This window comes from Aeromonas sobria, assembly GCF_006243315.1.
Lineage (GTDB): Bacteria > Pseudomonadota > Gammaproteobacteria > Enterobacterales > Aeromonadaceae > Aeromonas > Aeromonas sobria_A.
On sequence record NZ_NKWE01000045.1, the window covers coordinates 165,012 to 185,945 of the forward strand.

The following is a 20,934-nucleotide window of genomic DNA, read 5'->3' on the forward strand; positions in this document are numbered from 1 at the left end:
CGGGAATGAAAAAGGCGACCGCAAGGTCGCCTTTTTGTTATCCGGATGTCTGTCGGCTTGCTCTGGCCGATAGTCGTCGGCCCCGCCAGATTGCGGGGCCAGCGGAGCGGTTAGCCGCGCTCGCGAATTGTCTTGATGATGTCGGAGGTAGAGCAACCATCTTCAAAATTGAGCACTCGCACCTCACCGCCATTGGCGGTCACTTCGGCGTAACCGGCGATATCTTCCGGCTTGTAATCACCGCCCTTGACCAGCAGGTCCGGCAGGATCTCGGCGATCAGGCGCTGCGGGGTATCTTCACTGAAAGGCACTACCCATGCGACGGCACCAAGGGCCGCCAACACCGTCATGCGGCGCTCGGTCGGGTTGACCGGACGACCCGGCCCCTTGAGGCGGCGCACTGACTCATCGGTGTTGACCGCTACGATCAGGCGATCCCCCAGCTTGCCAGCGTTGGCCAGATAGGAGACGTGACCGGCATGCAGGATGTCAAAGCAGCCGTTGGTCATAACCACTTTCTCGCCGCGCAGACGGGCGGCGCGCACCGCCACTTTCAGCTGAGCTTCAGACATCACACCGAAACCTGTCTCTTGCTCGGTATAGAGGGCGTTGGCCAGCTCGACCGGACTGACGGTAGAGGTACCCAGTTTGCCGACCACGATACCGGCCGCGGTATTGGCCAGGGCGCAGGCTTCATCCAGGCTCTTGCCAGCCGCCAGTGAGGTGGCCAGGGTGGAGATCACGGTATCACCGGCACCGGTCACATCGTAAACCTCGTGAGCCTGAGCCGGCAGGTGCAGCTCGGGCTGCCCTTCGCGGATCAGGGTCATGCCATTCTCGGAACGGGTGACCAGCAGGGCATCCAGCTCGAAGCGCTTGACCAGCTCCAGTCCCTTGGCGACCAGATCGTCTTCGCTCTTCACCTTGCCAACTACCGCCTCGAACTCGGACATGTTGGGGGTCAGCAGGGTGGCGCCACGGTACTTCTCGAAATCAGTCCCCTTGGGATCGACCATCACCGGGATACCCGCAGCGCGGGCCCGCTTGATCATGCCGGGCACGTCGTTGAGCGCGCCTTTGCCATAATCGGAGAGGATCATCACGTCGCAGCTCGGCAACGCCTGCTCAACCTTGCTCATCAGCAGGCTGGCATCCACAGAGTGGAAGGGCTCTTCAAAATCCAGACGCAGCAGTTGCTGGTTGCGCGACAGCACTCGCAGCTTGGTGATGGTCGGGTAGTCAGCCAGACGAACGAAATCACAGGCGACTTTGACGCCAGCCATCTGACCAGCCAGCGCATCGGCCGCTTCATCCTGACCAGTCAGGCCAAGCAACACGGCGTGGGCGCCAAGAGCGGCGGAGTTGAGGGCCACGTTGGCGGCGCCACCCGGGCGCTCCTCAATGTGTTCAACCTTGACTACGGGCACCGGCGCCTCGGGGGAGATCCGGCCGGTAGGGCCATGCCAGTAACGATCCAACATGACATCGCCAACGACCAGAACGCGGGCTTTTTCAAAATCGGGCAGGGTGATCTTCATCTGTATCGACTCTCAAAACCTGAAAAATCAGCGGACGATTTTATCACACTCTTTTATTGGGTGGAGAAAAAGCCGACCGCCGTTGCAGCCGCTGTCACGCTAACCGGACGCAGGCTACCCCTCTGACCAGCACACAGCCATTCGCCCCCGCCCCCCCTTTTCGGCTAGAATCCCCCGATTGTGTTTGCGAACAAGAGATTATCCATGGCCCATGACAACGCTCCTCGCCTCGAGCCCCGCCTGTTTCATCCCCGTTACTGGGCAAGCTGGTTCGGCCTTTCCCTGCTCTGGCTGCTGACCCTGCTGCCGTGGCGCAGCCAGATGTTGCTGGGCCGCCAACTCGGCCGCCTCGCCGCCAAGATACTGAAATCACGGGTGAAGATTGCCCGTCGCAATCTGGAACTGGCCATGCCGGAGCTGACCCGGGATGAACGGGAAAAGCTGCTCAAAGCAAACTTCGAGAGCGTGGGCTGCGCCGTGTTCGAGGTGGGTATCGCCTGGTTCTGGCCAGACTGGCGGATGCGCAACCTGATGAAGGTGGAAGGGGAAGAGCACGTCATCGCCGCCATGGAAAAAGGTCAGGGCATGCTGCTGCTCTCCTGCCACTTCCTGACCCTGGAGCTCAACGCCCGCTGTTTCGGTCTGGTACGCCCCGGCGTCGGGGTCTATCGCCCCAACACCAATCCGGTGCTGGAGTATGCCCAGTACCACGGCCGCTGCGCCTCCAACAAATATCTGGTGGACCGGATGGACGTGAAGGGAATGATCAAAGCGCTGCGCAACGGTGACGCCCTCTGGTACGCGCCGGATCACGACTACGGCTCCCACGCCAGCGTGTTCGTGCCCTACTTCGCGGTCGAGCAGGCGGCGACCATCACCGGCACCGCTACTCTGGCGCGGGTGAAGAACACCGTCACCCTGCCCTGCTACAACATCCGCACCAGCGAGGGTTACACCCTGCATATCGGCGCGCCGCTCGCCGACTACCCCAGCGGTGACGAGATGGCTGATGCCGCCCGCGCCAACCGCGAGATTGAAGCCGCCGTGCGCAAGGCGCCGGAGCAGTACATGTGGCTCCATCGCCGCTTCAAGACCCGCCCCTCCCCCGAGGATGCCGGTTTCTACTAAGCGGCCACGCCCGACAGGGGCCAGATCGCAAAAACCGACAAACCGCCTGCTGGCGGTTTGTTTTTATCTGCTGTCAGCCCTGCGCAGCAAGCAAAACCCCCGAACGTCAGCCGCGCAATAACACCCGGCATGTTTGCGCCCATTCCCATCAGCCAGCGGCAAAATAGACCTCATCACCGACAGCAAAAACTGAAAGCGGGTTACAAATTTATTGATTCATTGATAACCAAGAGACTATTTCGATAGATCCATCGTCACTACCCGCTGATGAGTTGCAGTGCAGCCTGCTCCATTTGAATACAAAAACTTAGTTTGTGATAGAGATCACCTTCACAGCAAGGTGCAGCAAGATAACAAAGGTGATTTAGATCACAAAAACAGGTCACTCAAAACAGAAAGGATCGAAAAGTGGCCGAATTACAGCATCAGAATGTGATCCGGGTCACTGGTTAGGGAGGGGGTATGGCGGGATATCTGAGAGGTAGATCACAAGACACCCCGTTTTCAGCCTAATTTGATCGCAAGCTGGTAGATTGAAGTTGCTTAGACGACTGGGATGGCGGTTCGGCAAAACCGGACATCCCGACTACCACTTTTAATCAAACAGGCTTAAAACGGGGTCCCGACATGTTATCACCGGATACCAAAGTCAAGATACAGAATTTTGGACGCTTCCTGTCCAATATGGTCATGCCCAACATAGGCGCCTTCATCGCCTGGGGCTTTATCACCGCCCTCTTCATACCCACCGGCTGGCTGCCAAGCGAAACCTTGGCCAAGCTGGTCGGCCCCATGATCACCTACCTGCTGCCGCTGCTGATTGGCTACACCGGCGGCCAGCTGATGGGCGGTGAGCGCGGCGGCGTGGTCGGCGCCATCACCACCATGGGCGTCATCGTGGGGACCGACATCCCGATGTTTATGGGCGCCATGATGGTCGGCCCGCTCGGTGGCTGGGCCATCAAGCGCTTCGACAAGGCGATGGACGGTCGCGTCAAGAGCGGCTTCGAGATGCTGGTCAACAACTTCTCCGCTGGCATCATCGGCATGTTGCTGGCGATCCTCGCCTTCTTCGTGATTGGCCCCTTCGTCAAGGTGCTCTCCGGCCTGCTGGCCGGTGGCGTCGGCTTCCTGGTGGAAAACCACATGCTGCCGCTCACCTCCATCTTCGTCGAACCGGCGAAGATCCTGTTCCTCAACAACGCCATCAACCACGGCATCTTCTCGCCGCTGGGGATCCAGCAGGCGACCGAGCACGGCAGCTCCATCTTCTTCCTGATTGAAGCGAACCCGGGCCCTGGCATGGGCGTGCTGCTGGCCTACATGGTATTCGGCCGTGGCGCGGCCAAGCAGTCCGCGGCTGGCGCCTCCATCATTCACTTCTTCGGCGGCATCCACGAAATCTACTTCCCGTACGTGCTGATGAACCCGCGCCTCATTCTGGCGGTGATCGCCGGTGGCATGACCGGGGTCTTCACCCTGACCCTGTTCAACGCCGGTCTGGTCTCCCCCGCGTCGCCGGGCTCCATCTTCGCCGTGCTGTTGATGACGCCGAAAGCCTCCCTGATCGGGGTCGCCCTCTCCATCATCAGCGCCACTCTGGTCTCCTTCCTGGTAGCTGCCATATTCGTTCGCGCCCAGCAACCGGAAGCTGACGAGGCCGATGCCCTCGGTGAAGCCACTCGCAAAATGAAAGCCATGAAGGGCAGCAAGCCCGAAACCGCAGCGGCCAAAAAGCCGGGCGGTGAACTGATGGCAGTGCGCAATATCGTGGTTGCCTGCGATGCAGGGATGGGCTCCAGCGCCATGGGTGCTGGCATGCTGCGCAAGCGGGTGCAGGCCGCCGGGCTCGATATCAGCGTCACCAACCGCGCCATCGATCAGCTCGATGATCAGGTGGACTGGGTCATCACCCACAAGGATCTGACCGAGCGGGCCCGTCGCCATGCGCCGAATGCCCACCATATCTCGCTCACCAACTTCCTCGACAACGGCCTCTATCAGGAGCTGGTACAGAACCTGAGCCGCGCCGCCAACGATGATGTCGCCAACCCGCAACTGCTGGTGGCAGCCAACGATGACAGCTACGAGCTGCAAGCTGCTGAAGTCTTTATCCTGAGCCGTCATGACGTCCATCTGGGACTTAAAGCGGACAATAAGGAGGCCGCCATCCTGACCGCGGGCCGACTGCTGGCAGAGCGCGGCTACGTGGCGCCCGACTACGTCAACGCCATGCTGGAGCGCGAGCAGCTGGTCTCCACCTACCTCGGCGAGTCCATTGCCGTGCCCCACGGCACCATCGCCGCCAAGAAGTTCGTTAAGCGTACCGGCATCGTCATCTGCCAGTACCCGGCCGGGGTCGCCTTTGGCGAAGCCGCTGATGAGGTGGCGCGACTGGTGATCGGCATCGCCGCGTGCAACGACGAACACATGCAGGTGATAACCCGCCTGACCAATGCACTGGATGAACCCGGTCTCATCGACCGGCTGGCCAGCACCACGGATCCCCAGGCCTTCCTGGATCTGCTGGGTGCCGAACAGGCTGCGTAATCATCTTTCATCGTCTTTGGTTCAAGAGGTTAATATCATGAAAACATTGCATTTTGGTGCTGGTAACATCGGTCGCGGCTTTATCGGAAAACTGCTGGCAGATGCCAGCCATCAGGTCACCTTCGCCGACGTCAACGACTCTCTTATCGACCAGCTCAACCACCGTCAGGAGTACAAGGTCCATGTGGTGGGGGCGGATCAGAAGCTGGACGTGGTGCGCAACGTGGCGGCAGTCAGCTCCGCCGGTCACGAGGTGATCGCCCGTATCATCACCGCCGATCTGGTCACCACCGCAGTCGGCCCCAACATTCTGGACAAGATTGCCAGCACCCTGGCCAAGGGGCTGCAGGCCCGCTTCGATGCCGGCAACCTGGCGCCACTGAACGTCATCGCCTGCGAAAACATGGTGCGCGGTACCAGCCACCTCAAGCAGGAGGTACTCAAGTACCTGCCAGTCGCGTATCATGCCACGCTCGAAACCTGCATCGGCTTCGTCGACTCGGCGGTGGATCGCATCGTACCGCCCGCCGCGGCCGCCAACGATGATCCACTGGAAGTGACGGTAGAGAGCTTCAGCGAGTGGATCGTCGATCAGACCCAGTTCAAGGGGGAGCTGCCCCAGGTGGCGGGCATGGAGCCCACCGACAACCTGATGGCCTTCGTCGAGCGCAAGCTGTTCACCCTCAACACCGGCCACATCGTCACCGCCTATCTCGGCAAGCTGCGGGGCTACCGCACCGTGCGCGAGGCGATCGAAGATCCGCTGATCCGCAGCAAGGTGCGCCGCGCCATGGAGGAGAGCGGTGCCGTGCTGGTGAAACGCTACGGCTTCGACCCGCGCCTGCACGCCGCCTACATCGAGAAGATCCTCTCCCGCTTCGCCAACCCCTATCTGGTGGACGAGATTGACCGGGTCGGTCGTCAGCCGCTGCGCAAGCTGGCGGCGGGGGATCGACTGGTGAAACCGCTGCTCGGCACCCTTGAGTACGGCCTGCCCAACGCGCAGTTGCAGGAGGGGATCGCCGCAGCGCTGCACTATCGCAATGCCGATGACCCGCAGGCAGTGGAACTGCAAGCCCTGCTGGCGGAGCTGGGCCCGGCCAAAACGCTGGCCCGCGTCACCGGGCTGGATGAAGAGAGCGAGGTGGTTCGCGCCATCGTCGCCCGTTACGAAACCCTGTAGTGACCCTGCTTGTGGCGCATTCAGCCAACCCTGATAGCGTGCCAAGCGCTTGAATGGCAAGGGAATGTGCCCCATATGATAAAAACCGGGAGAGAGATTCACTCTCTCCCTGTCAGCTGGACCCTATGCACCTATGACCACACACCAGGAAGATGAAGTACTGGAACGACTGAACGAGCAGGATGGCCCCCGCGGCTTCTTTCTCGAAGCCGTGACCATCCTGGAAGAGGCGGTCGACTCCCTGATGCGACGCGCGTTCCGTCAGGAGGAGTATGCCGTCAAATACGCCATCGAACCCCTGCTCAACCAGAGCGGCCCCCTCGGCCAGCTGGAGGTGCGCCTCAAGCTCATCTTCGCCCTCGGCCTCATCTCCCTCGAGCGCTATCAGGATCTGGAAGCCTATCTGAAGATCCGCGACTTTCTGGTACGCGACCCCAAGGATTACCGCTTCAGTGACAAGCCGATCCGCGATCTGCTTGACCGGCTGCACGGGGTCAATCAGGGCGGCATGATGAAGCTGGAGCCCCCCACTAGCGAAGAGGATTGGGCCTTCTACCAGATGCAGCTCAACCGGCTCGATCAGATGGTGCGCTCCGCACTGGTACTGGCGCTGGCCGACTGTGTCGGCGAGCTCCACAAGGAGAGCCCCATCTAATCCGGCTCAATCTCATGACCGCCCAGCTGGCGGTCTTTTTCTGCGCATCCCTTGCCATTGCGCCTTGCCCCGCCCCATCGCGAATGTCACTCTGATCCATCACCAGCTCGTCTGTACGTAGCGCACCGCGGACACCACAGGCAGAGAGCCACCTCACCCGGAGGAATCGAATGTGATGAGTGACCAGAGCACCAACCCTCTGATTGCCCCGCTGCTAGCGCTGTTGCAACAGGCGGCGGGCAGCTACAAGGTGCACGAACTGATGGCCGACCTGCGCCAGCAGGGGGCAATCCCACCATTGGCCGATGATGAGCAGTTGCAGCTGTTTCGGGTCAACTTCCTGATCATGAACGCCCTCTACCAGTTGCAGGCCGAGCTCTGGCAAGAGGGGTGGTGGCTGGTGATCAGCACCCTGGATATCCGGCTCGAACCGCTGGCCGAGACCCCGGATGCCAGCCACGCCTTTGCCCTTGGCGAAAATCTGCGTAGCTACTATCTCGACTGGCAGGTGTTCTGGCAGACCGATCGGGCAGAGGTAGAAACCCTGCTCAACCGCTTCTGGCGCGCCTATGACGGAGAGGGACACAAAGGGGAGGCGCTGGCACTGTTTGAACTGGATGAAGGGGCGAGTCAGGAGGCGATCCGCCGACGCTGGCGGGAGCTGGCGTTGCAGCACCATCCGGATCGGGGTGGCAATGCCGAGACCTTTATCCGCATCCGCTGGGCCTGGGAGTCTCTGCGGGGATGATCCCGTTGCTGCTCATCTGTGACAGGCATAGACTGGAAGTGGATATTCCCCCAAGGAAAGGAGAACATCATGACAGTCAGTGAACTTCGCAAGATCTATCAGCAACAGCTCCTCATCGAAGCTGAACTTATCCATGACATCGCGGTTCCCGGCTGGCTCATCGAGTTCAGAGGCAAGGATGGCGCCCTCTATGAGCTTACCGATACCCTCGGCTGTCCGGTCAGTTTCGGCACGGTCGCGCAGGCCCGCGACCATGTCCATCTGGTGGCCGACTGCCCAATCCAGGTGGAACACCTCTACCGCTTCTTCGAACGCTAGCTGCACCCGCCAGACCCCGCACAGCAAAAAGGCTCCGAGGAGCCTTTTTCTATTCCGGTTGCTTTCTATTCCGGTTGCAGTGGTTCCGCCAGCTTGCCCTCCAGCTTCCTGACCGGTTTTTGCAGGATCAGGTTGGCCGGATAGGTGACCAGATCGCCGTTGTCATCCCGCACCCGCAAGTAGAACAGGCCGATCTCGGTGATCACACCGGTGACCGAATCATCCTTGTCGAGGATGCGGATCCGGTCGCCAATCCGATAGGGAAAGGCGAAGAAAATGGTGATGCTGGCGGTGATGTTGGAGAGGATCGACCACTGGGCCACCATGGCGACCCCCAGTACCGCAAAGAAGGACGACGCGAGCACCACCAGCCGGGAAAAGTCGAGCCCCCACACCCCGGCCAGCACCAGCAAGGTGGCGCAGCCAAGCAAAAAATGGAACACGTGGGCCACGTAGAGCACCCGGTTCTCGCTCACCTGCCTGCTCTGGCCGAGCGCCAGCAGGCTCTTGTGAATAAGCCGCCGGATCAGGGTGTGCCCCAGCAACAGCAGCAGGGTCAGGCCAATTGATTGCCACATGGGTTATGCCTCCTTACCACCAGCGTCTGTGCCTGAGCCAGACGGCCAGCCCGGCTGCCAGCGCCACCAACGAACCACAGAAGACCCAGAAGGCGGTCGGGCTCTCGGCCCCGGGCATACCGCCGAGGTTGATACCAAACAGGCCGGTCAGGAAACTGGCAGGCAAAAACAGCAGCGCCATCACCGACATCTGGTAGGCGCGGCGGTTGGTCGCCTCCGCCATCAGATTGTTGATCTCGTCTGCCAGTACCGCGGTGCGGGCCACCCCGGCATCCAGATCGTCGAGCCAGCGTCGCAGCCGGTCGGCAATATCGAGCAGACGGCGGCGGTCATCCTCATCCAACCAACTGATCTTCTCGTTGGCGAGACGCGCCACCAGATCCCGCTGGGGAGAGAGGTAGCGGCGGATCATGATGAGCTGCTTGCGGATCAGCGCCAGGCGGCCATTGGCGGGCATGTCGCGCATCAACACCATCTCTTCCAGATCGAGGATCTTGTCGTGCAGCTCCTCGACAAACTCCCCCGCCCGGTCGGTCAGGGCATCACACACCTCCACCAGCCAGTCGGCCGGGGTATCGGCGCCGCCCCCCAGCTTGAGCTGGTTGAACACATCCTGCTCGGAGAGCAGCGGACGACGGCGACTGCTGATGATGAGATCCGGGGTGATGAAGATGCGCAGCGCCACCATCTCTTCGGGCCTGTGGTCCTTGTTGTGGTTGATGCCGCGCAGGATCAGCAACACGGTTTCCCCCATCCGCACCAACTTGGGACGATTGCTCTGGCCGAGCAGCGACTCCTTGCCCGCCTCGCTGAGCAAGGGGGTCTGCAACAGCCAGCGTGCCGCCTCCGGATTACCGTAATCCAGATGTAGCCAGGCCGGGCGATCTCCCGGGATCTCGCTTCCTGCAGGCAGCGGGGTCATGCCGCCCTTGCCATCCAGAGTCAGGCCATAAATGAGGTCACTGGGCACCCGATCCATTTCGTCTCCATTTCTCGTTTCATGCGCAGGCCCCAGCTTACACCAAAGCAGGAACCGACTCAGCCCCACGGCGGACAGCGGTCGCCTGTGTTACTATGCCTGCTTTCGTATTCCCCCGTTTTAACCACAGGAAACCATGCCATGCCCATCTGGGTTGATGCCGATGCCTGCCCCATTCCGGTCAAGGAGATCCTCTACCGCGCCGCCCACCGCGCCCGGGTCGTCACCACCCTGGTGGCCAATCAGGGACTGCGAGTTCCCCCCTCCCCCTATATCAAGACTCAGCAGGTGGAGAAGGGATTCGATGTGGCAGATCATGTCATCGCCCAGCAGGTTCAGCCCGGCGATCTGGTGATCACCGGCGATATCCCCCTCGCCTCCTGGGTGATCGACGCCGGTGGCGAGGCGCTCAATCCCCGCGGCGAAATCTACACCCGCGAGACAATCAAGGCGCGGCTCGGCATGCGCAACTTCATGGAGGAGCTACGTTCGGCCGGGGTGCAAACCGGCGGCCCCGCCCCCTTCAACTCTGCCGACAAGCAATGCTTCGCCAATGCTCTCGACAAGTGGCTGGTCAAAGGCAAGTTGTAAAGAGACCCTAAAGGCGCCCTTCTTGGGCGCTTTTTCGCCGTAACATCCTGATTTTTAAAATAACAGCTGACCAACGCCAGCGGCCTGATAAGATGCGCCGCCCTTTCTCCACACAGTAATCATCATGACCGCCCAAGGGCACCTGCTCTTCTCTGTTACCTGCGCCCTGCTCGCCCACAAACTCCAGCTCACCCCGGCCCTGGCCGATGCCAGCCTGTGGCAGACCATTCCTGCCGCCTTGGCCAGCGCCCTGCTGCCCGACCTCGATCATCCCAAATCGGTGCTGGGACAACGACTGCCGTGGATCTCGAAACCCCTGTCGCGACTGTGTGGCCATCGCGGCTTCACCCACAGCCTGCTAGCGGTGGCCATCGCTATCTGGGGACTAAACCAGAGCTTGCCTGCCGGATCTGTGCCTGTCGGGGTCAAAGATGCGCTGATCGTCGGCTACCTCAGTCATCTGCTGGGGGACTGGCTCACCCCGGCGGGCATTCCGCTGCTGTGGCCCATCAAGCGCCGCTTCCGGCTGCCGGGCTGGCCGCTCAAAAGCGGTGGCCCGCTGGAAACCGGCTTTTGCACCCTCACCCTGCTGGTTGCGGGCTGGTGGTGCGGCTGGTTGATATAACACAGAGACAAAAAAGGCCCCGAACCTGAGTCCGGGGCCTGCCAGTGGTGATGCCACTAGAGGATTAGATCATGATGCCGGCGATAACCGCAGAGAGCAGGCTGACCAGGGTAGAGCCGTAAACCAGCTTCAGACCGAAGCGGGAAACCATGTTGCCCTTCTCTTCGTTCAGCGCCTTCACCGCACCGGCGATGATGCCGATGGAGCTGAAGTTGGCGAACGACACCATGAAGATGGAGAGGATGCCGACGGTGCGCGGCGAGAGCTCGGCAGCCACTTTGCCCAGATCCATCATCGCCACGAACTCGTTGGTTACCAGCTTGGTCGCCATGATGGAGCCCGCTTGCAGCGCTTCACCACTCGGGATCCCCAGGATCCAGGCGATTGGGTAGAAGAGGTAGCCCATCACGAACTGGAAGTTGACGCCAAACGCCATCTCGAACAGGTAGTTCACCAGCGCAATCAACGCGATAAAGCCGACCAGCATGGCCCCCACGATCACCGCAACGGTGAAACCGGCCATGATGTACTCGCCCAGCATCTCGAAGAAGTTCTCTTTCTTCGGCGTATGCTGCTCGTCACCTTTGGTGATGGCTTTCAGGTCGGTCACCGAGTTATCCGGCTCGTACGGGTTAATCAGTGACAGCACGATGAAGGTACTGAACATGTTGAGCACCAGTGCGGCGACCACATAACGTGGCTCGATCAGCTGCATGTAGGCACCGACGATGGACATGGAAACGGTGGACATGGCCGTCGCTGCCAGGGTGTACATCTGCTTCTCGTTCAGGTGCGGCAGGGTGTTCTTGAGGGCGATGAAGTTCTCGGACTGGCCGACGATCATCGAGCTGATGGCATTGAAGGACTCCAGCTTGCCCATACCGTTGATCTTGGCCAGCACTGTACCTATGCCACGAATGACGATAGGCAGCAGACGGATGTACTGCAGAATGCCGATCAGCACCGAGATGAAGACGATGGGCATCAGCACCATCAGGAAGAAGGAGAAGGCCCCTTCGTTGACCAGACCACCGAACACGAAGTCGGTACCCTGTTTGGCAAACTCCATCAACTTGGTGAAGCCAGCCGCGAAGCCCCCCACCACTGCCAGACCCACTTCGGAGTTCAGCATGAACCAGGCCAGCGCCAGTTCGACCACCAGCAGTTGGCCGATATAACGCAGCTTGATCTGTTTCCAGTTGTGGCGGTTAGCCAGCAGAGAAAGAGCGAGGACCATGACCAGTCCGAGCACAAAGTGAACGTATTCCATACCTGTAGCACCTGAGTAAATTGTAATTTTTGACCGGCGCCATCATAGACATTTGCACATTTAAAAATCAGATAGCCATCACAATCCCGCTCAATAATATGCATACAGGATAATACAAACGTTTTTAAATTAATTACGCAACAGCTCAATATTAATCGCGCTGCGCATTTAAAAAATAAACCATAAATAACAATAACTTACATAATTTCTCAGGAAATTTTATGACCATTCAAAACATTCAACCATCATTGCTGCAACATTTAGTTTTCTCTAACATCTGCTTTCAGCAGTATTTTTAAATCATTAAATTTAAACAATAGAGATGGAAAACGTTTATCTTTTATAAATATTTAAATTGCCGTCGAAAATTCACTCGGAATCCACATGATAGCCCGATATCTTCTTCCAGCACTCCACCCCTTCCTTAGGCATCACCAGTTCAGTCTCCTTTCTTGGGTGTCATTTGTTCTATAGCTCAGCGTTCTTGCAAGGCGGGATACCGGCTGTCGTCCCTTTTATACCAATGACATTAAGGAGGTGATCTAATCAGCGTAAACTTTCCTCTGGCACGCCATCATGGCTCAACTTATTGATTTTATATCCCTTGCCAAGGCAGAAACCTCTGATACCTGCAGACGTATCCGGCTTCTGGCGCTCGCTCATTTCCAAGATGGCCACTCCCGCGCTCAAATTGCCCTCTTGCTCAAGGTCGACCGTAACGGCGTCAATAAATGGGTCGCCAACTTGCCTGCTCACGGCTTGGCGGGTCTCGATACTATGCGACCGCCTGGCAACCCTGCGGGACTCAATGAACTGAAGCGCTCACAACTCCTGTTGTATTGAGACCAGTTACTGATAAGGCTAAGCACCTTCAGCTTGAAGGGAATCATGGTGCTCAGCGCACGGACCCCCGTTAGGTCCCGTAAAACTCATGAATTTGGATCGCCCCTCCCAGAAAGGCACTACGCTGCCAAAAAACCTTCACACCTTTCAAAATGAAAATCGTTAATTTTCAGTTGAAAAGTCATCATTATTGACTCAGCTCGCACCAACAGGAGGAAGTCGATGCTGAAGCGGCTTCAGCAAGAAAGTGTGACACAAGTAGCATTAAAAAGTGATTACGTGTGTAACAAGCATGGTCTAGCGACATAAAAACAACAACTTAACAAAATTAAGTGACGTGGCGCACAAAAATATCACCAAAACATTTTAATGAGTATTTTTGCAACTGCAGTCACAAAAAACTTAGCCATAGTGAAAGCTGAAGCTACTGAAATCACATTTTGAAAAGATGTGAGTTGCCGCCTTATTTTTATTGTGAAAAATTAATGTGGCGATGAGGTTTCGCAATAACCTTTTAACTTTTCATTTATAGATAGGAAGTTCACACATGGAATTTATTATTCATGGAGCTGAATGGTTTATCGGACTGTTCCAGAAAGGCGGTGAAGTCTTTGTTGGGATGGTAACCGGCATTCTACCGCTGCTGATCTGTATGATGATCGCCATGAACGCATTGATCGCGTTTGTAGGCCAAAAACGGGTCGAGCACTTGGCTGCCAAGTGTGCCGGTAATCCAATCAGTCGTTACTTGATTCTGCCCGTTATTGGCACTTTCGTATTTATGAATCCAATGACACTTACGCTTGGTCGTTTTTTGCCAGAGAAATATAAACCCAGTTATTATGCTGCAGGATCTTACTCTTGTCATAGCATGAACGGGTTATTCCCACATATTAACCCTGGAGAGTTATTTGTTTTTCTCGGTATTGCTAATGGCATTACAACATTAGGATTGAATGTTGCCCCATTAGCAATGGCATATTTTCTCGTTGGTATAATTTCAAATTTTTTCAGAGGCTGGGTGACTGACTTTACTACTGCATTTGTAGAGCGCCAGCAAGGTATCAATTTGAATGCTGAAGTTAAATTTAGCTAGGAGGAAAATTTATGAAATCTCTAGTTATTTCTCGTGGTCCGAGCGGCTGGGGTGGCCCTCTTAGCATCCCCGTGGACCTAAATAAAAAAATCGTCTATATCGCCGCGGGTACTCGCCCTGCGATTGTAGACCACATGTTGAAATTGACAGGAATGCAAGTCATCGATGGTTTCAGCGACAGCATTCCAGAAGAAGAAATTGCATTGGTTGTTATCGATTGTGGCGGTACTTTACGGTGTGGTCTGTATCCAAAAAAACGAATACCAACGGTTAATATTCACAACACCGGAAAGTCGGGGCCACTAGCGCAGCATATCATAGAAAGCATCTATGTATCTGGTGTTGGAGTTGAGCAAATTGTTATTTCAGATGGTGAACACAATAATATTTCATCTCCTGCGGTATCTTCTAATAAAATTACAAAAGAATACGATGTCACAAAAAAATAACTGAACAAAGTGATGGCTTGCTTGCAAAAATTGGTATGGGAATGGGGTCCGTCATGGCGACCTTCTTTCAAGCTGGTCGAGACACAATACAGACTGTGCTGACTAGCATCCTACCTTTTATGGGTTTTGTGTCGATGATCATCGGTGTAATTCTTGCCTCTGGCTTTGGTGATGTAGTGGCTCATGCTCTTACCCCGTTAGCAAGCTCTCCTATAGGCTTGGTTACTTTGGCATTGATTTGCTCATTCCCATTCTTGTCTCCATTCCTTGGTCCTGGTGCCGTAATAGCTCAGGTAATTGGGGTTTTAGTTGGCACTCAGATTGGTTTGGGAAATATACCACCAGCACTGGCTCTCCCTGCTCTATTTGCAATCAACGCCCAAGCTGCTTGTGACTTCATTCCCGTAGGCCTATCACTGGCTGAGGCCAAGCCAGAAACGGTACGTGTAGGTGTTCCATCTGTATTGTATTCCCGCTTCCTCACCGGTGCCCCTACTGTATTATTAGCTTGGGCAGCCTCTTCATTTATATATCAACAATAATCGAATTACACTAATAACAAGGGAATGATATGTATCACACCACTATTACAGAAATTGGCATTTTAGCTTCTGAAGCACTGGCAGATGGTATGCTAATTATCTTTGACAATAATGCACCTAGTGATGTCGGTGAATATTGCTTCTTGCATCCACATAGTGAACTTAAGGGTGAAATAAAACCAGGGATGACCTGCAGGCTCAATGGCATTGAATATCCAATTACTGCAGTTGGTGAAGTGGTGAATACCAATCTTAGTCAACTCGGTCATATCACAATTCAGTTCAATGGTGCAGAGTTAGCTGAACTACCCGGCACTGTTCATGCTCGTGGTGTTATGCCGGCAGAAATCGCTGTTGGCTGTGAGCTCTCCTTTATCTAAAAAATATATAATCTGCTCATCTTGCAAGACGAGCTAAATTAAAAGGTACAAAAAATGTCTAAAGTAGCTCTCGTTGTTGGTGCTGGTCAGTCTCTGGGTGCTTATCTGGTTAATGGCTTGGCAAATGATGGTTATCGCGTTGTCGTAGCAGACATAGATAGTATTAGTGCACAAAATGTTGCTGTCAGCATCGGCGAACATTGCGGTATGGAAAATGTCATGGCTATTCAAGCAAATGCCACAAACGAAGATGATGTAATCCGTATGATTGAAACTGTGAAGGAGAAGTGGGGAAAAATAGATCTAATGGTTTACAACGCAGGCTGGGCTGCGGCTCACAAGATTGATGTATTTCCAGTAAGTGATTGGGATCGTTCTGTCGCAATCAATCTAAACGGCTATTTCCTCTGTGCTCGTGAAGTATCCAAACTGATGATTGAGAAAGGCACTCGTGGTCGAATAATCAACATCAACAGCAAAAGTGGTAAAGTCGGTTCCAAACATAATAGTGGTTATTCTGCGGCTAAGTTCGGTGCGGTAGGCCTGACCCAATCCCTCGCGTTGGATCTGGCTGAACATGGTATCACTGTTCACTCTTTGATGCTGGGCAACTTGCTTAACTCCCCGATGTTCGACTCTTTGCTACCTCAATATGCCGTCAAGCTTGGCATCCCAGAAGAACAAGTGAAACAGAGCTATATCGACAAAGTGCCTTTAAAGCGTGGTTGCGAATTTTCTGATGTGATGAACGTTCTACGTTTCTATGCATCTGAAGGTGCAGAGTATTGCACAGGTCAATCAATTAACATTACTGGTGGTCAAGTGATGTTCTAAATCCTTCTATCGAGGTATGATAAGGGGTGCCATCGGTTACCCCTTTTTCTTCAGAGGACAGATATGGATTCAGTTAACGCTTTTATCACTGTTGCCTGTGGCGCTTGGATTCTGCAAACGGGATTTGGCTACATTCAGATGCAGGTGTTTAATCAGCTCATTCAGAAACTGGCTCAGCACGGCCACATGAAAATAGGCCGAAGCCTTAGCCGTTTTTCTTCTCGCGTAATGGTGGTTTTTGTCCATGGTGATGATGGGATAATTACAGATTCTTATATTTTAAAGGGCCGAACGGTTTTTGCTCGCCCAGATAATTTCGATACAATCATTGGTCAAAATGTTATAAATATCCACACCATCGCCATGAGTGGGGAATTTGATAAAAAGATAAGCGAAGCTTTGTACTCTGCTGTATCGTAATAGGTGAAATCATGAATAACATCGAACGACGTGATTTGGTTTTGCAATACCTGAAGGATCATGGACGTACTTCAGTAAATGCTCTTGCAGCTCATTTTGGGCTGACTGGTGCAACAATCAGAAGTGATCTTCGCACCCTTGAACTCGAGAGCAGAATTGTTCGATGCTATGGTGGAGCAGAAGCGCGGGTACTGCCTGTTCCTGAGACAGAGCAGCCGATGAATGAAAAAACAAAAATAAATCAAGAAGTAAAAAGAAATATCGCACAAGCTGCAGTTTTCTTGATTGATAACGGTGAATCATTAATTCTTGATAATGGTAGCACTACACTTCAGATGGTAAAATATCTTGAAGGTAGAACCGGGCTTTCCATTATGACAAATAGTTTATCAATAATGAATGAGATTGCAAATTTGGATTGTGATTTCAATTTACTGATCCCAGGCGGGGTATTTAGAAAGAATTCTTCATCATTTCACGGCCCACAAGCAGAGCAGGCATTTAGTTCATTTACTTTCGATAAGCTTTTTATCGGCGCAGATGGTTTCGATATCGAGATGGGGACCACTACATTTAATGAATTATTTCAAGTAAGCCAAGCCATGGTGAAAGCTGCACGGCAGGTTATCGTAGTGACTGATAGCGAAAAATTCAAACGCAAAACGCCCAATGTAGTTGTTAGCATAAATCAAATTGACGTAATCATTACGGATAGCGGTATTAGTGATGAGGACAAGAAGGCTCTTCAGGCTAAAAAAATAAAAGTGATTACAGTATGATTGTAAACAACATTGAGAAATACGCCAAGGAAACAATTAAAATTCAATCACAAGCGGTCATGGAACTAGACTCCAGAATAAATGATGATTTTATTCGGTCCTGTGAACTAATTCTAAAGTGTAAAGGGAAGCTAGTAGTTTCAGGGATTGGCAAGTCTGGACATATTGGGAAAAAACTGGCAGCGACATTTGCCAGTACCGGAACCCCAGCTTTTTTCTTACATCCATCAGAAGGGCTACATGGCGACCTAGGCATGGTGGCACCTGGGGATGTCGTGATCTTAATTTCTTATAGTGGCTCTGCAGCTGAATTCAAAACTATGGTTCCACTGTTCAAAGCCAAAGGTATCCCGATCATTTCCATGACCGGTGATGAAAAATCGTTTCTAGGCAATGTGGCTGATGCAGTCCTGAATATACATGTTGACCGAGAAGCCTGTCCCCTAGGGCTAGCTCCGACGGCTTCTGCAACTGCAACGCTGGTTCTTGGTGATGCACTGGCTATATCTGTAATGAGAAGTCGGGGATTCAGTGAGCAAGACTACGCAGCCAGTCATCCTGGTGGGGCACTAGGAGCTCGATTACTACTTCGCAATAGCGATATCATTGATACCGAGCTGCCCGTCCCAATAGTCCAACGAGAAACCCCATTTCGCGACGCCTTACGCGTTTTAAGTTCTGGATCGGTGGGATTGCTGGCTGTTATGGACAATAGCCAGTTGAATGGTGTCTTTACTGATGGCGATTTGCGACGCGCCATTGACATTGGTGTATCAAGTACAGCCCCGATATGGCATTTAATGAACCACAACCCGGTCTGGGTATCAGCTGATGGCCTTGCTGTAGAAACACTAAATCTCCTACATAATCGAAACATCAATGCGGTTCCAGTTATGGACTCTGATGTACTCAAGGGCGTGATTACTACACACCAAATATATAAAGCTGGAGTTAGGTAAAAAACATCATTTTTGGCCGATTAATTTCAGTGTAATACCGACCTTGATAACGAAAAACATATTATATCTATATAGTGATTTCGAAAAATCGTTCACAAGAGAAAGCTCGCGGTCTTTTTGCTCTTGTGAACAAGATTTTTCCAGCATGTTTAACTGAGTATTAATATACAACACAGTCGAGATGACATTCCCTTTCAGTGTCAAAGGCACGTAAGTAACACCGCTTGATTCACAGCTCAAACAAGCTACTGTCTCCGAGCATTTTGGCCATTTCTGAATAGCGATTCAGTAACGGAACAACGAGCTCCCCTTGGTGCTAAAAATGGTCAGAATGACACCTTTTTTACGCTATAAGGAAGGATTCCATTGGTCGCTAAATTATATTTTCACCATGTATGGCGATTACATTTCATCTCATCCTCACATACCTAACAGGCTTTAGCTTACTTAAAAAAAATGTTGTTTGGGGTATTTCAAGTATCATCAGGAATGATGATTGCGTGAATCTCATTTCATTATTTTCACTAAGTGATATAAACCAGGGTCTCGTAACTGTACGCTTTTGCCCATGCTGCTTTTGCGTTCAAATTTCCGCCACATCCACTGCCACATTCTGGTATGATGCGCGGCCTTAGCGCTCGTGCGCATCCCCGTTTTCTTCGAAATAGAGTCTTTTTGTGAACAACAGCGAATTTAGCAGCCTCAATCTCTCCCCCGCCCTGCAAGAGAACCTCATCAGCCTGGGTTATCTGCAGATGACACCGATCCAGGCCCAGAGTCTGCCCCTGGTGCTCGATGGCAAAGACCTGATCGCCAAGGCGAAAACCGGTAGCGGCAAGACCGCCGCCTTCGGTCTGGGCCTGCTGGCCCAACTCAACGTCCATCGTCTCGAAGTGCAGGCGCTGGTGCTCTGTCCGACTCGCGAACTGGCAGATCAGGTCGCGCAGGAGATCCGTCGGCTGGCCCGCGCCCTGCCCAACGTCAAGCTGGTGACCCTGTGCGGCGGCACCCAGACCGCGCCCCAATCGGCCACCCTGGGCTTTGGCGCCCACATCGCCGTCGGCACCCCGGGCCGCATCCTCAAGCATCTGGAGCAAGGCACCCTGGAGTTGTCTGGCCTTAAAACTCTGGTGCTGGACGAAGCCGACCGGATGCTGGACATGGGTTTTGGCGAAGAGATCAACCGGGTCATCAGCTATGCTCCCCAGCAGCGCCAGACCCTGCTGTTCTCCGCCACCTACCCGGAAGGGATCGCCCAGATGAGCCGCGGTGTGCAGCGCAATCCGGTCGAGGTGAGTGTCGAGTCTCTCCATGAAGGGAGCGCCATCGAACAGAAACTCTATGAAGTGCCATTTGGCGAGCGCCTCGATGCCCTCACCTGGTTGCTGAGCCACTATCAGCCAGCCTCCTGCGTGGTGTTCTGCAACACCAAGCGCGCCTGTAACGACGTGGCTGACCATCTGGCCGCCAAGGGCTTCTCGGCGCTGGCACTGAACGGCGATCTGGAACAGCGCGAGCGGGATCAGGTACTGGTGCGCTTTGCCAACGGCAGTGCCACCATTCTGGTGGCCACCGACGTGGCAGCCCGCGGCCTCGACATCAAAGAGCTGGGCGCCGTCATCAACTATGAGCTGACCTATGACCCGGAGATCCATGTCCATCGCATCGGTCGTACCGGTCGTGCTGGCCAACAGGGTCTGGCCCTGAGCCTCTATCAGCCGAACGAAGCCCAGCGCGTCAACTTTATCGAAGAGTACCAGCAGGCCCCGATGCCGCAGGGCGACCTCGCGCTGATTGGCCGTGATATCAAGCCGATTGCGCCACAGATGGTGACCCTCTCCATCGATGCGGGCCGCAAAACCAAGGTGCGGGCCGGTGACATTCTGGGTGCCCTGACCGGTGAAGGCGGTATTGCCGGCGCCGATGTCGGCAAGATCCAGATTTCCGAGCAGTACTCCTACGTCGCGGTCAAATGCAGTGTGGCGAGTGCCGCCCTCAAGCGGCTGCAAGAAGGCAAAATCAAGGGGCGCACCTACCGCGCCCGCAAACTGGGTTAAACCTGAGGGTGGGCAGCCTGACTGCCCGACTCACGGTTGACCGCAATACGGGCGCCTTTGCAGGCGCCTGTTTTTTATCAAAAATGTGCTATTTCATGGCATGGACAACATAGATGAACCAACAAACCCCAGTCGAGGTCAGCTGCCAGAACTGCGAAGCCTGCTGCTGTCGCCTTGAAGTGATGCTGTTTACTGATACCGGCGTGCCGGATCGCTACGTCGATGATATCGAAGGTCAGGTGCCGGTGATGCACCGGCTGGAAGATGGCTGGTGTGCCGCGCTAGATCGCAACACTATGATGTGCCGCATTTATGAAGTACGGCCGCTGATCTGCCGTGAATTCGATATGGGTGAGCCCGACTGCGTTGACGAGCGAGACAAGTGGTTTATCACGCTGGCCTGACCCGGGCG

General features: G+C 54.5%; 23 protein-coding genes. 19 read left to right on the forward strand and 4 right to left on the reverse strand.

The window, feature by feature from the left end; genetic code table 11:
- Positions 1 to 110: 110 nt before the first annotated feature.
- Entirely contained in the window at positions 111 to 1,538 is a 1,428-nt protein-coding gene (gene hldE / locus CF137_RS15585) for a bifunctional D-glycero-beta-D-manno-heptose-7-phosphate kinase/D-glycero-beta-D-manno-heptose 1-phosphate adenylyltransferase HldE (RefSeq protein WP_139720120.1), read from the reverse strand.
- A 204-nt stretch (positions 1,539 to 1,742) separates the two neighbouring features.
- On the opposite strand from hldE, the gene lpxL reads away from it, so the two are divergent.
- The 6 genes from lpxL to CF137_RS15615 all read left to right on the forward strand — a co-directional run bounded on the left by lpxL (position 1,743) and on the right by CF137_RS15615 (position 8,120).
- Complete coding sequence (gene lpxL / locus CF137_RS15590) at positions 1,743 to 2,666, forward strand: LpxL/LpxP family Kdo(2)-lipid IV(A) lauroyl/palmitoleoyl acyltransferase (protein ID WP_139720123.1); 924 nt, start codon at positions 1,743 to 1,745, stop codon at positions 2,664 to 2,666.
- Positions 2,667 to 3,293: 627 nt separating this feature from the next.
- Entirely contained in the window at positions 3,294 to 5,216 is a 1,923-nt protein-coding gene (locus CF137_RS15595; RefSeq protein ID WP_139720126.1) for a PTS mannitol transporter subunit IICBA, read from the forward strand.
- Positions 5,217 to 5,253: 37 nt separating this feature from the next.
- Entirely contained in the window at positions 5,254 to 6,399 is a 1,146-nt protein-coding gene (locus tag CF137_RS15600) for a mannitol-1-phosphate 5-dehydrogenase (protein ID WP_162515955.1), read from the forward strand.
- A gap of 133 nt (positions 6,400 to 6,532) precedes the next feature.
- The gene (locus CF137_RS15605) at positions 6,533 to 7,054 is read left to right on the forward strand and encodes an MltR family transcriptional regulator (RefSeq protein ID WP_101315837.1); all 522 of its coding nucleotides are present in this window, start codon (positions 6,533 to 6,535) and stop codon (positions 7,052 to 7,054) included.
- Between the two features lie 175 nt (positions 7,055 to 7,229).
- Complete coding sequence (locus tag CF137_RS15610) at positions 7,230 to 7,802, forward strand: DNA-J related domain-containing protein (protein WP_139720130.1); 573 nt, start codon at positions 7,230 to 7,232, stop codon at positions 7,800 to 7,802.
- A 69-nt stretch (positions 7,803 to 7,871) separates the two neighbouring features.
- Positions 7,872 to 8,120 carry a hypothetical protein gene (locus CF137_RS15615; RefSeq protein ID WP_101325991.1) on the forward strand — a complete coding sequence of 83 codons (249 nt, stop codon included), beginning with the start codon at positions 7,872 to 7,874 and terminating at the stop codon, positions 8,118 to 8,120.
- Between the two features lie 65 nt (positions 8,121 to 8,185).
- Here the strand turns inward: CF137_RS15615 and CF137_RS15620 are convergent, their stop codons facing one another.
- Positions 8,186 to 8,698, reverse strand: coding sequence for a mechanosensitive ion channel domain-containing protein (locus CF137_RS15620; RefSeq protein ID WP_098970711.1), 513 nt, complete (start codon positions 8,696 to 8,698; stop codon positions 8,186 to 8,188).
- Between the two features lie 13 nt (positions 8,699 to 8,711).
- The gene (gene zntB, locus CF137_RS15625; RefSeq protein ID WP_101315846.1) at positions 8,712 to 9,677 is read right to left on the reverse strand and encodes a zinc transporter ZntB; all 966 of its coding nucleotides are present in this window, start codon (positions 9,675 to 9,677) and stop codon (positions 8,712 to 8,714) included.
- A 141-nt stretch (positions 9,678 to 9,818) separates the two neighbouring features.
- Between zntB and CF137_RS15630 the strand changes: the two genes are divergently transcribed.
- Positions 9,819 to 10,268 carry a YaiI/YqxD family protein gene (locus tag CF137_RS15630; RefSeq protein ID WP_042023070.1) on the forward strand — a complete coding sequence of 150 codons (450 nt, stop codon included), beginning with the start codon at positions 9,819 to 9,821 and terminating at the stop codon, positions 10,266 to 10,268.
- A gap of 124 nt (positions 10,269 to 10,392) precedes the next feature.
- Positions 10,393 to 10,893 carry a metal-dependent hydrolase gene (locus CF137_RS15635; RefSeq protein WP_139720132.1) on the forward strand — a complete coding sequence of 167 codons (501 nt, stop codon included), beginning with the start codon at positions 10,393 to 10,395 and terminating at the stop codon, positions 10,891 to 10,893.
- A 64-nt stretch (positions 10,894 to 10,957) separates the two neighbouring features.
- Here CF137_RS15635 and CF137_RS15640 read toward each other — a convergent pair whose 3' ends face one another.
- Entirely contained in the window at positions 10,958 to 12,163 is a 1,206-nt protein-coding gene (locus CF137_RS15640; protein ID WP_101315850.1) for a NupC/NupG family nucleoside CNT transporter, read from the reverse strand.
- Positions 12,164 to 12,739: 576 nt separating this feature from the next.
- Between CF137_RS15640 and CF137_RS15645 the strand changes: the two genes are divergently transcribed.
- From CF137_RS15645 to CF137_RS15690, 11 genes are all read left to right on the forward strand, one after another.
- Positions 12,740 to 13,006, forward strand: a complete 267-nt coding sequence (locus tag CF137_RS15645; RefSeq protein WP_139720134.1) for a helix-turn-helix domain-containing protein — start codon at positions 12,740 to 12,742, stop codon at positions 13,004 to 13,006.
- Between the two features lie 547 nt (positions 13,007 to 13,553).
- Positions 13,554 to 14,102, forward strand: a complete 549-nt coding sequence (srlA, locus tag CF137_RS15650; RefSeq protein WP_139720136.1) for a PTS glucitol/sorbitol transporter subunit IIC — start codon at positions 13,554 to 13,556, stop codon at positions 14,100 to 14,102.
- 11 nt (positions 14,103 to 14,113) lie between these two features.
- Entirely contained in the window at positions 14,114 to 14,551 is a 438-nt protein-coding gene (locus CF137_RS22395) for a hypothetical protein (protein ID WP_275066019.1), read from the forward strand.
- Positions 14,552 to 14,604: 53 nt separating this feature from the next.
- Positions 14,605 to 15,093, forward strand: a complete 489-nt coding sequence (locus CF137_RS22400; protein WP_275066020.1) for a hypothetical protein — start codon at positions 14,605 to 14,607, stop codon at positions 15,091 to 15,093.
- A gap of 29 nt (positions 15,094 to 15,122) precedes the next feature.
- On the forward strand, positions 15,123 to 15,473 hold the full coding sequence (locus CF137_RS15660; RefSeq protein ID WP_139720138.1) for a PTS glucitol/sorbitol transporter subunit IIA: 351 nt from the start codon (positions 15,123 to 15,125) through the stop codon (positions 15,471 to 15,473).
- Between the two features lie 54 nt (positions 15,474 to 15,527).
- On the forward strand, positions 15,528 to 16,307 hold the full coding sequence (gene srlD / locus CF137_RS15665; RefSeq protein ID WP_139720140.1) for a sorbitol-6-phosphate dehydrogenase: 780 nt from the start codon (positions 15,528 to 15,530) through the stop codon (positions 16,305 to 16,307).
- A 63-nt stretch (positions 16,308 to 16,370) separates the two neighbouring features.
- On the forward strand, positions 16,371 to 16,727 hold the full coding sequence (locus CF137_RS15670) for a transcriptional regulator GutM (protein ID WP_139720142.1): 357 nt from the start codon (positions 16,371 to 16,373) through the stop codon (positions 16,725 to 16,727).
- Positions 16,728 to 16,738: 11 nt separating this feature from the next.
- Positions 16,739 to 17,506 (forward strand): glucitol operon DNA-binding transcriptional repressor SrlR, encoded by a 768-nt coding sequence (gene srlR / locus CF137_RS15675; protein ID WP_139720144.1) that lies wholly within the window; start codon positions 16,739 to 16,741, stop codon positions 17,504 to 17,506.
- Positions 17,503 to 18,465, forward strand: coding sequence for a KpsF/GutQ family sugar-phosphate isomerase (locus tag CF137_RS15680; protein WP_139720146.1), 963 nt, complete (start codon positions 17,503 to 17,505; stop codon positions 18,463 to 18,465). The genes srlR and CF137_RS15680 overlap by 4 nt, the downstream gene beginning before the upstream one ends.
- Positions 18,466 to 19,142: 677 nt before the next feature.
- Positions 19,143 to 20,522, forward strand: coding sequence for an ATP-dependent RNA helicase DbpA (dbpA, locus tag CF137_RS15685; protein WP_042023073.1), 1,380 nt, complete (start codon positions 19,143 to 19,145; stop codon positions 20,520 to 20,522).
- A gap of 113 nt (positions 20,523 to 20,635) precedes the next feature.
- Positions 20,636 to 20,926 (forward strand): YkgJ family cysteine cluster protein, encoded by a 291-nt coding sequence (locus CF137_RS15690; RefSeq protein WP_139720148.1) that lies wholly within the window; start codon positions 20,636 to 20,638, stop codon positions 20,924 to 20,926.
- Positions 20,927 to 20,934 lie beyond the last annotated feature (8 nt).

What these genes read in the sequence shown, in the direction of transcription:
- CF137_RS22395 (WP_275066019.1), top strand. Translation starts at nt 14,114, where the DNA reads ATGAAATCTCTAGTTATTTCTCGTGGTCCGAGCGGCTGGGGTGGCCCT.
- srlD (WP_139720140.1), top strand. Translation starts at nt 15,528, where the DNA reads ATGTCTAAAGTAGCTCTCGTTGTTGGTGCTGGTCAGTCTCTGGGTGCT.
- lpxL (WP_139720123.1), top strand. Translation starts at nt 1,743, where the DNA reads ATGGCCCATGACAACGCTCCTCGCCTCGAGCCCCGCCTGTTTCATCCC.
- CF137_RS15660 (WP_139720138.1), top strand. Translation starts at nt 15,123, where the DNA reads ATGTATCACACCACTATTACAGAAATTGGCATTTTAGCTTCTGAAGCA.
- CF137_RS15635 (WP_139720132.1), top strand. Translation starts at nt 10,393, where the DNA reads ATGACCGCCCAAGGGCACCTGCTCTTCTCTGTTACCTGCGCCCTGCTC.
- srlR (WP_139720144.1), top strand. Translation starts at nt 16,739, where the DNA reads ATGAATAACATCGAACGACGTGATTTGGTTTTGCAATACCTGAAGGAT.
- CF137_RS15680 (WP_139720146.1), top strand. Translation starts at nt 17,503, where the DNA reads ATGATTGTAAACAACATTGAGAAATACGCCAAGGAAACAATTAAAATT.
- CF137_RS15620 (WP_098970711.1), bottom strand. Translation starts at nt 8,698, where the DNA reads ATGTGGCAATCAATTGGCCTGACCCTGCTGCTGTTGCTGGGGCACACC.
- CF137_RS15670 (WP_139720142.1), top strand. Translation starts at nt 16,371, where the DNA reads ATGGATTCAGTTAACGCTTTTATCACTGTTGCCTGTGGCGCTTGGATT.
- CF137_RS22400 (WP_275066020.1), top strand. Translation starts at nt 14,605, where the DNA reads ATGGCGACCTTCTTTCAAGCTGGTCGAGACACAATACAGACTGTGCTG.
- srlA (WP_139720136.1), top strand. Translation starts at nt 13,554, where the DNA reads ATGGAATTTATTATTCATGGAGCTGAATGGTTTATCGGACTGTTCCAG.
- CF137_RS15595 (WP_139720126.1), top strand. Translation starts at nt 3,294, where the DNA reads ATGTTATCACCGGATACCAAAGTCAAGATACAGAATTTTGGACGCTTC.
- CF137_RS15600 (WP_162515955.1), top strand. Translation starts at nt 5,254, where the DNA reads ATGAAAACATTGCATTTTGGTGCTGGTAACATCGGTCGCGGCTTTATC.
- CF137_RS15615 (WP_101325991.1), top strand. Translation starts at nt 7,872, where the DNA reads ATGACAGTCAGTGAACTTCGCAAGATCTATCAGCAACAGCTCCTCATC.
- CF137_RS15640 (WP_101315850.1), bottom strand. Translation starts at nt 12,163, where the DNA reads ATGGAATACGTTCACTTTGTGCTCGGACTGGTCATGGTCCTCGCTCTT.
- CF137_RS15605 (WP_101315837.1), top strand. Translation starts at nt 6,533, where the DNA reads ATGACCACACACCAGGAAGATGAAGTACTGGAACGACTGAACGAGCAG.
- CF137_RS15610 (WP_139720130.1), top strand. Translation starts at nt 7,230, where the DNA reads ATGAGTGACCAGAGCACCAACCCTCTGATTGCCCCGCTGCTAGCGCTG.
- CF137_RS15645 (WP_139720134.1), top strand. Translation starts at nt 12,740, where the DNA reads ATGGCTCAACTTATTGATTTTATATCCCTTGCCAAGGCAGAAACCTCT.
- zntB (WP_101315846.1), bottom strand. Translation starts at nt 9,677, where the DNA reads ATGGATCGGGTGCCCAGTGACCTCATTTATGGCCTGACTCTGGATGGC.
- CF137_RS15630 (WP_042023070.1), top strand. Translation starts at nt 9,819, where the DNA reads ATGCCCATCTGGGTTGATGCCGATGCCTGCCCCATTCCGGTCAAGGAG.
- hldE (WP_139720120.1), bottom strand. Translation starts at nt 1,538, where the DNA reads ATGAAGATCACCCTGCCCGATTTTGAAAAAGCCCGCGTTCTGGTCGTT.
- CF137_RS15690 (WP_139720148.1), top strand. Translation starts at nt 20,636, where the DNA reads ATGAACCAACAAACCCCAGTCGAGGTCAGCTGCCAGAACTGCGAAGCC.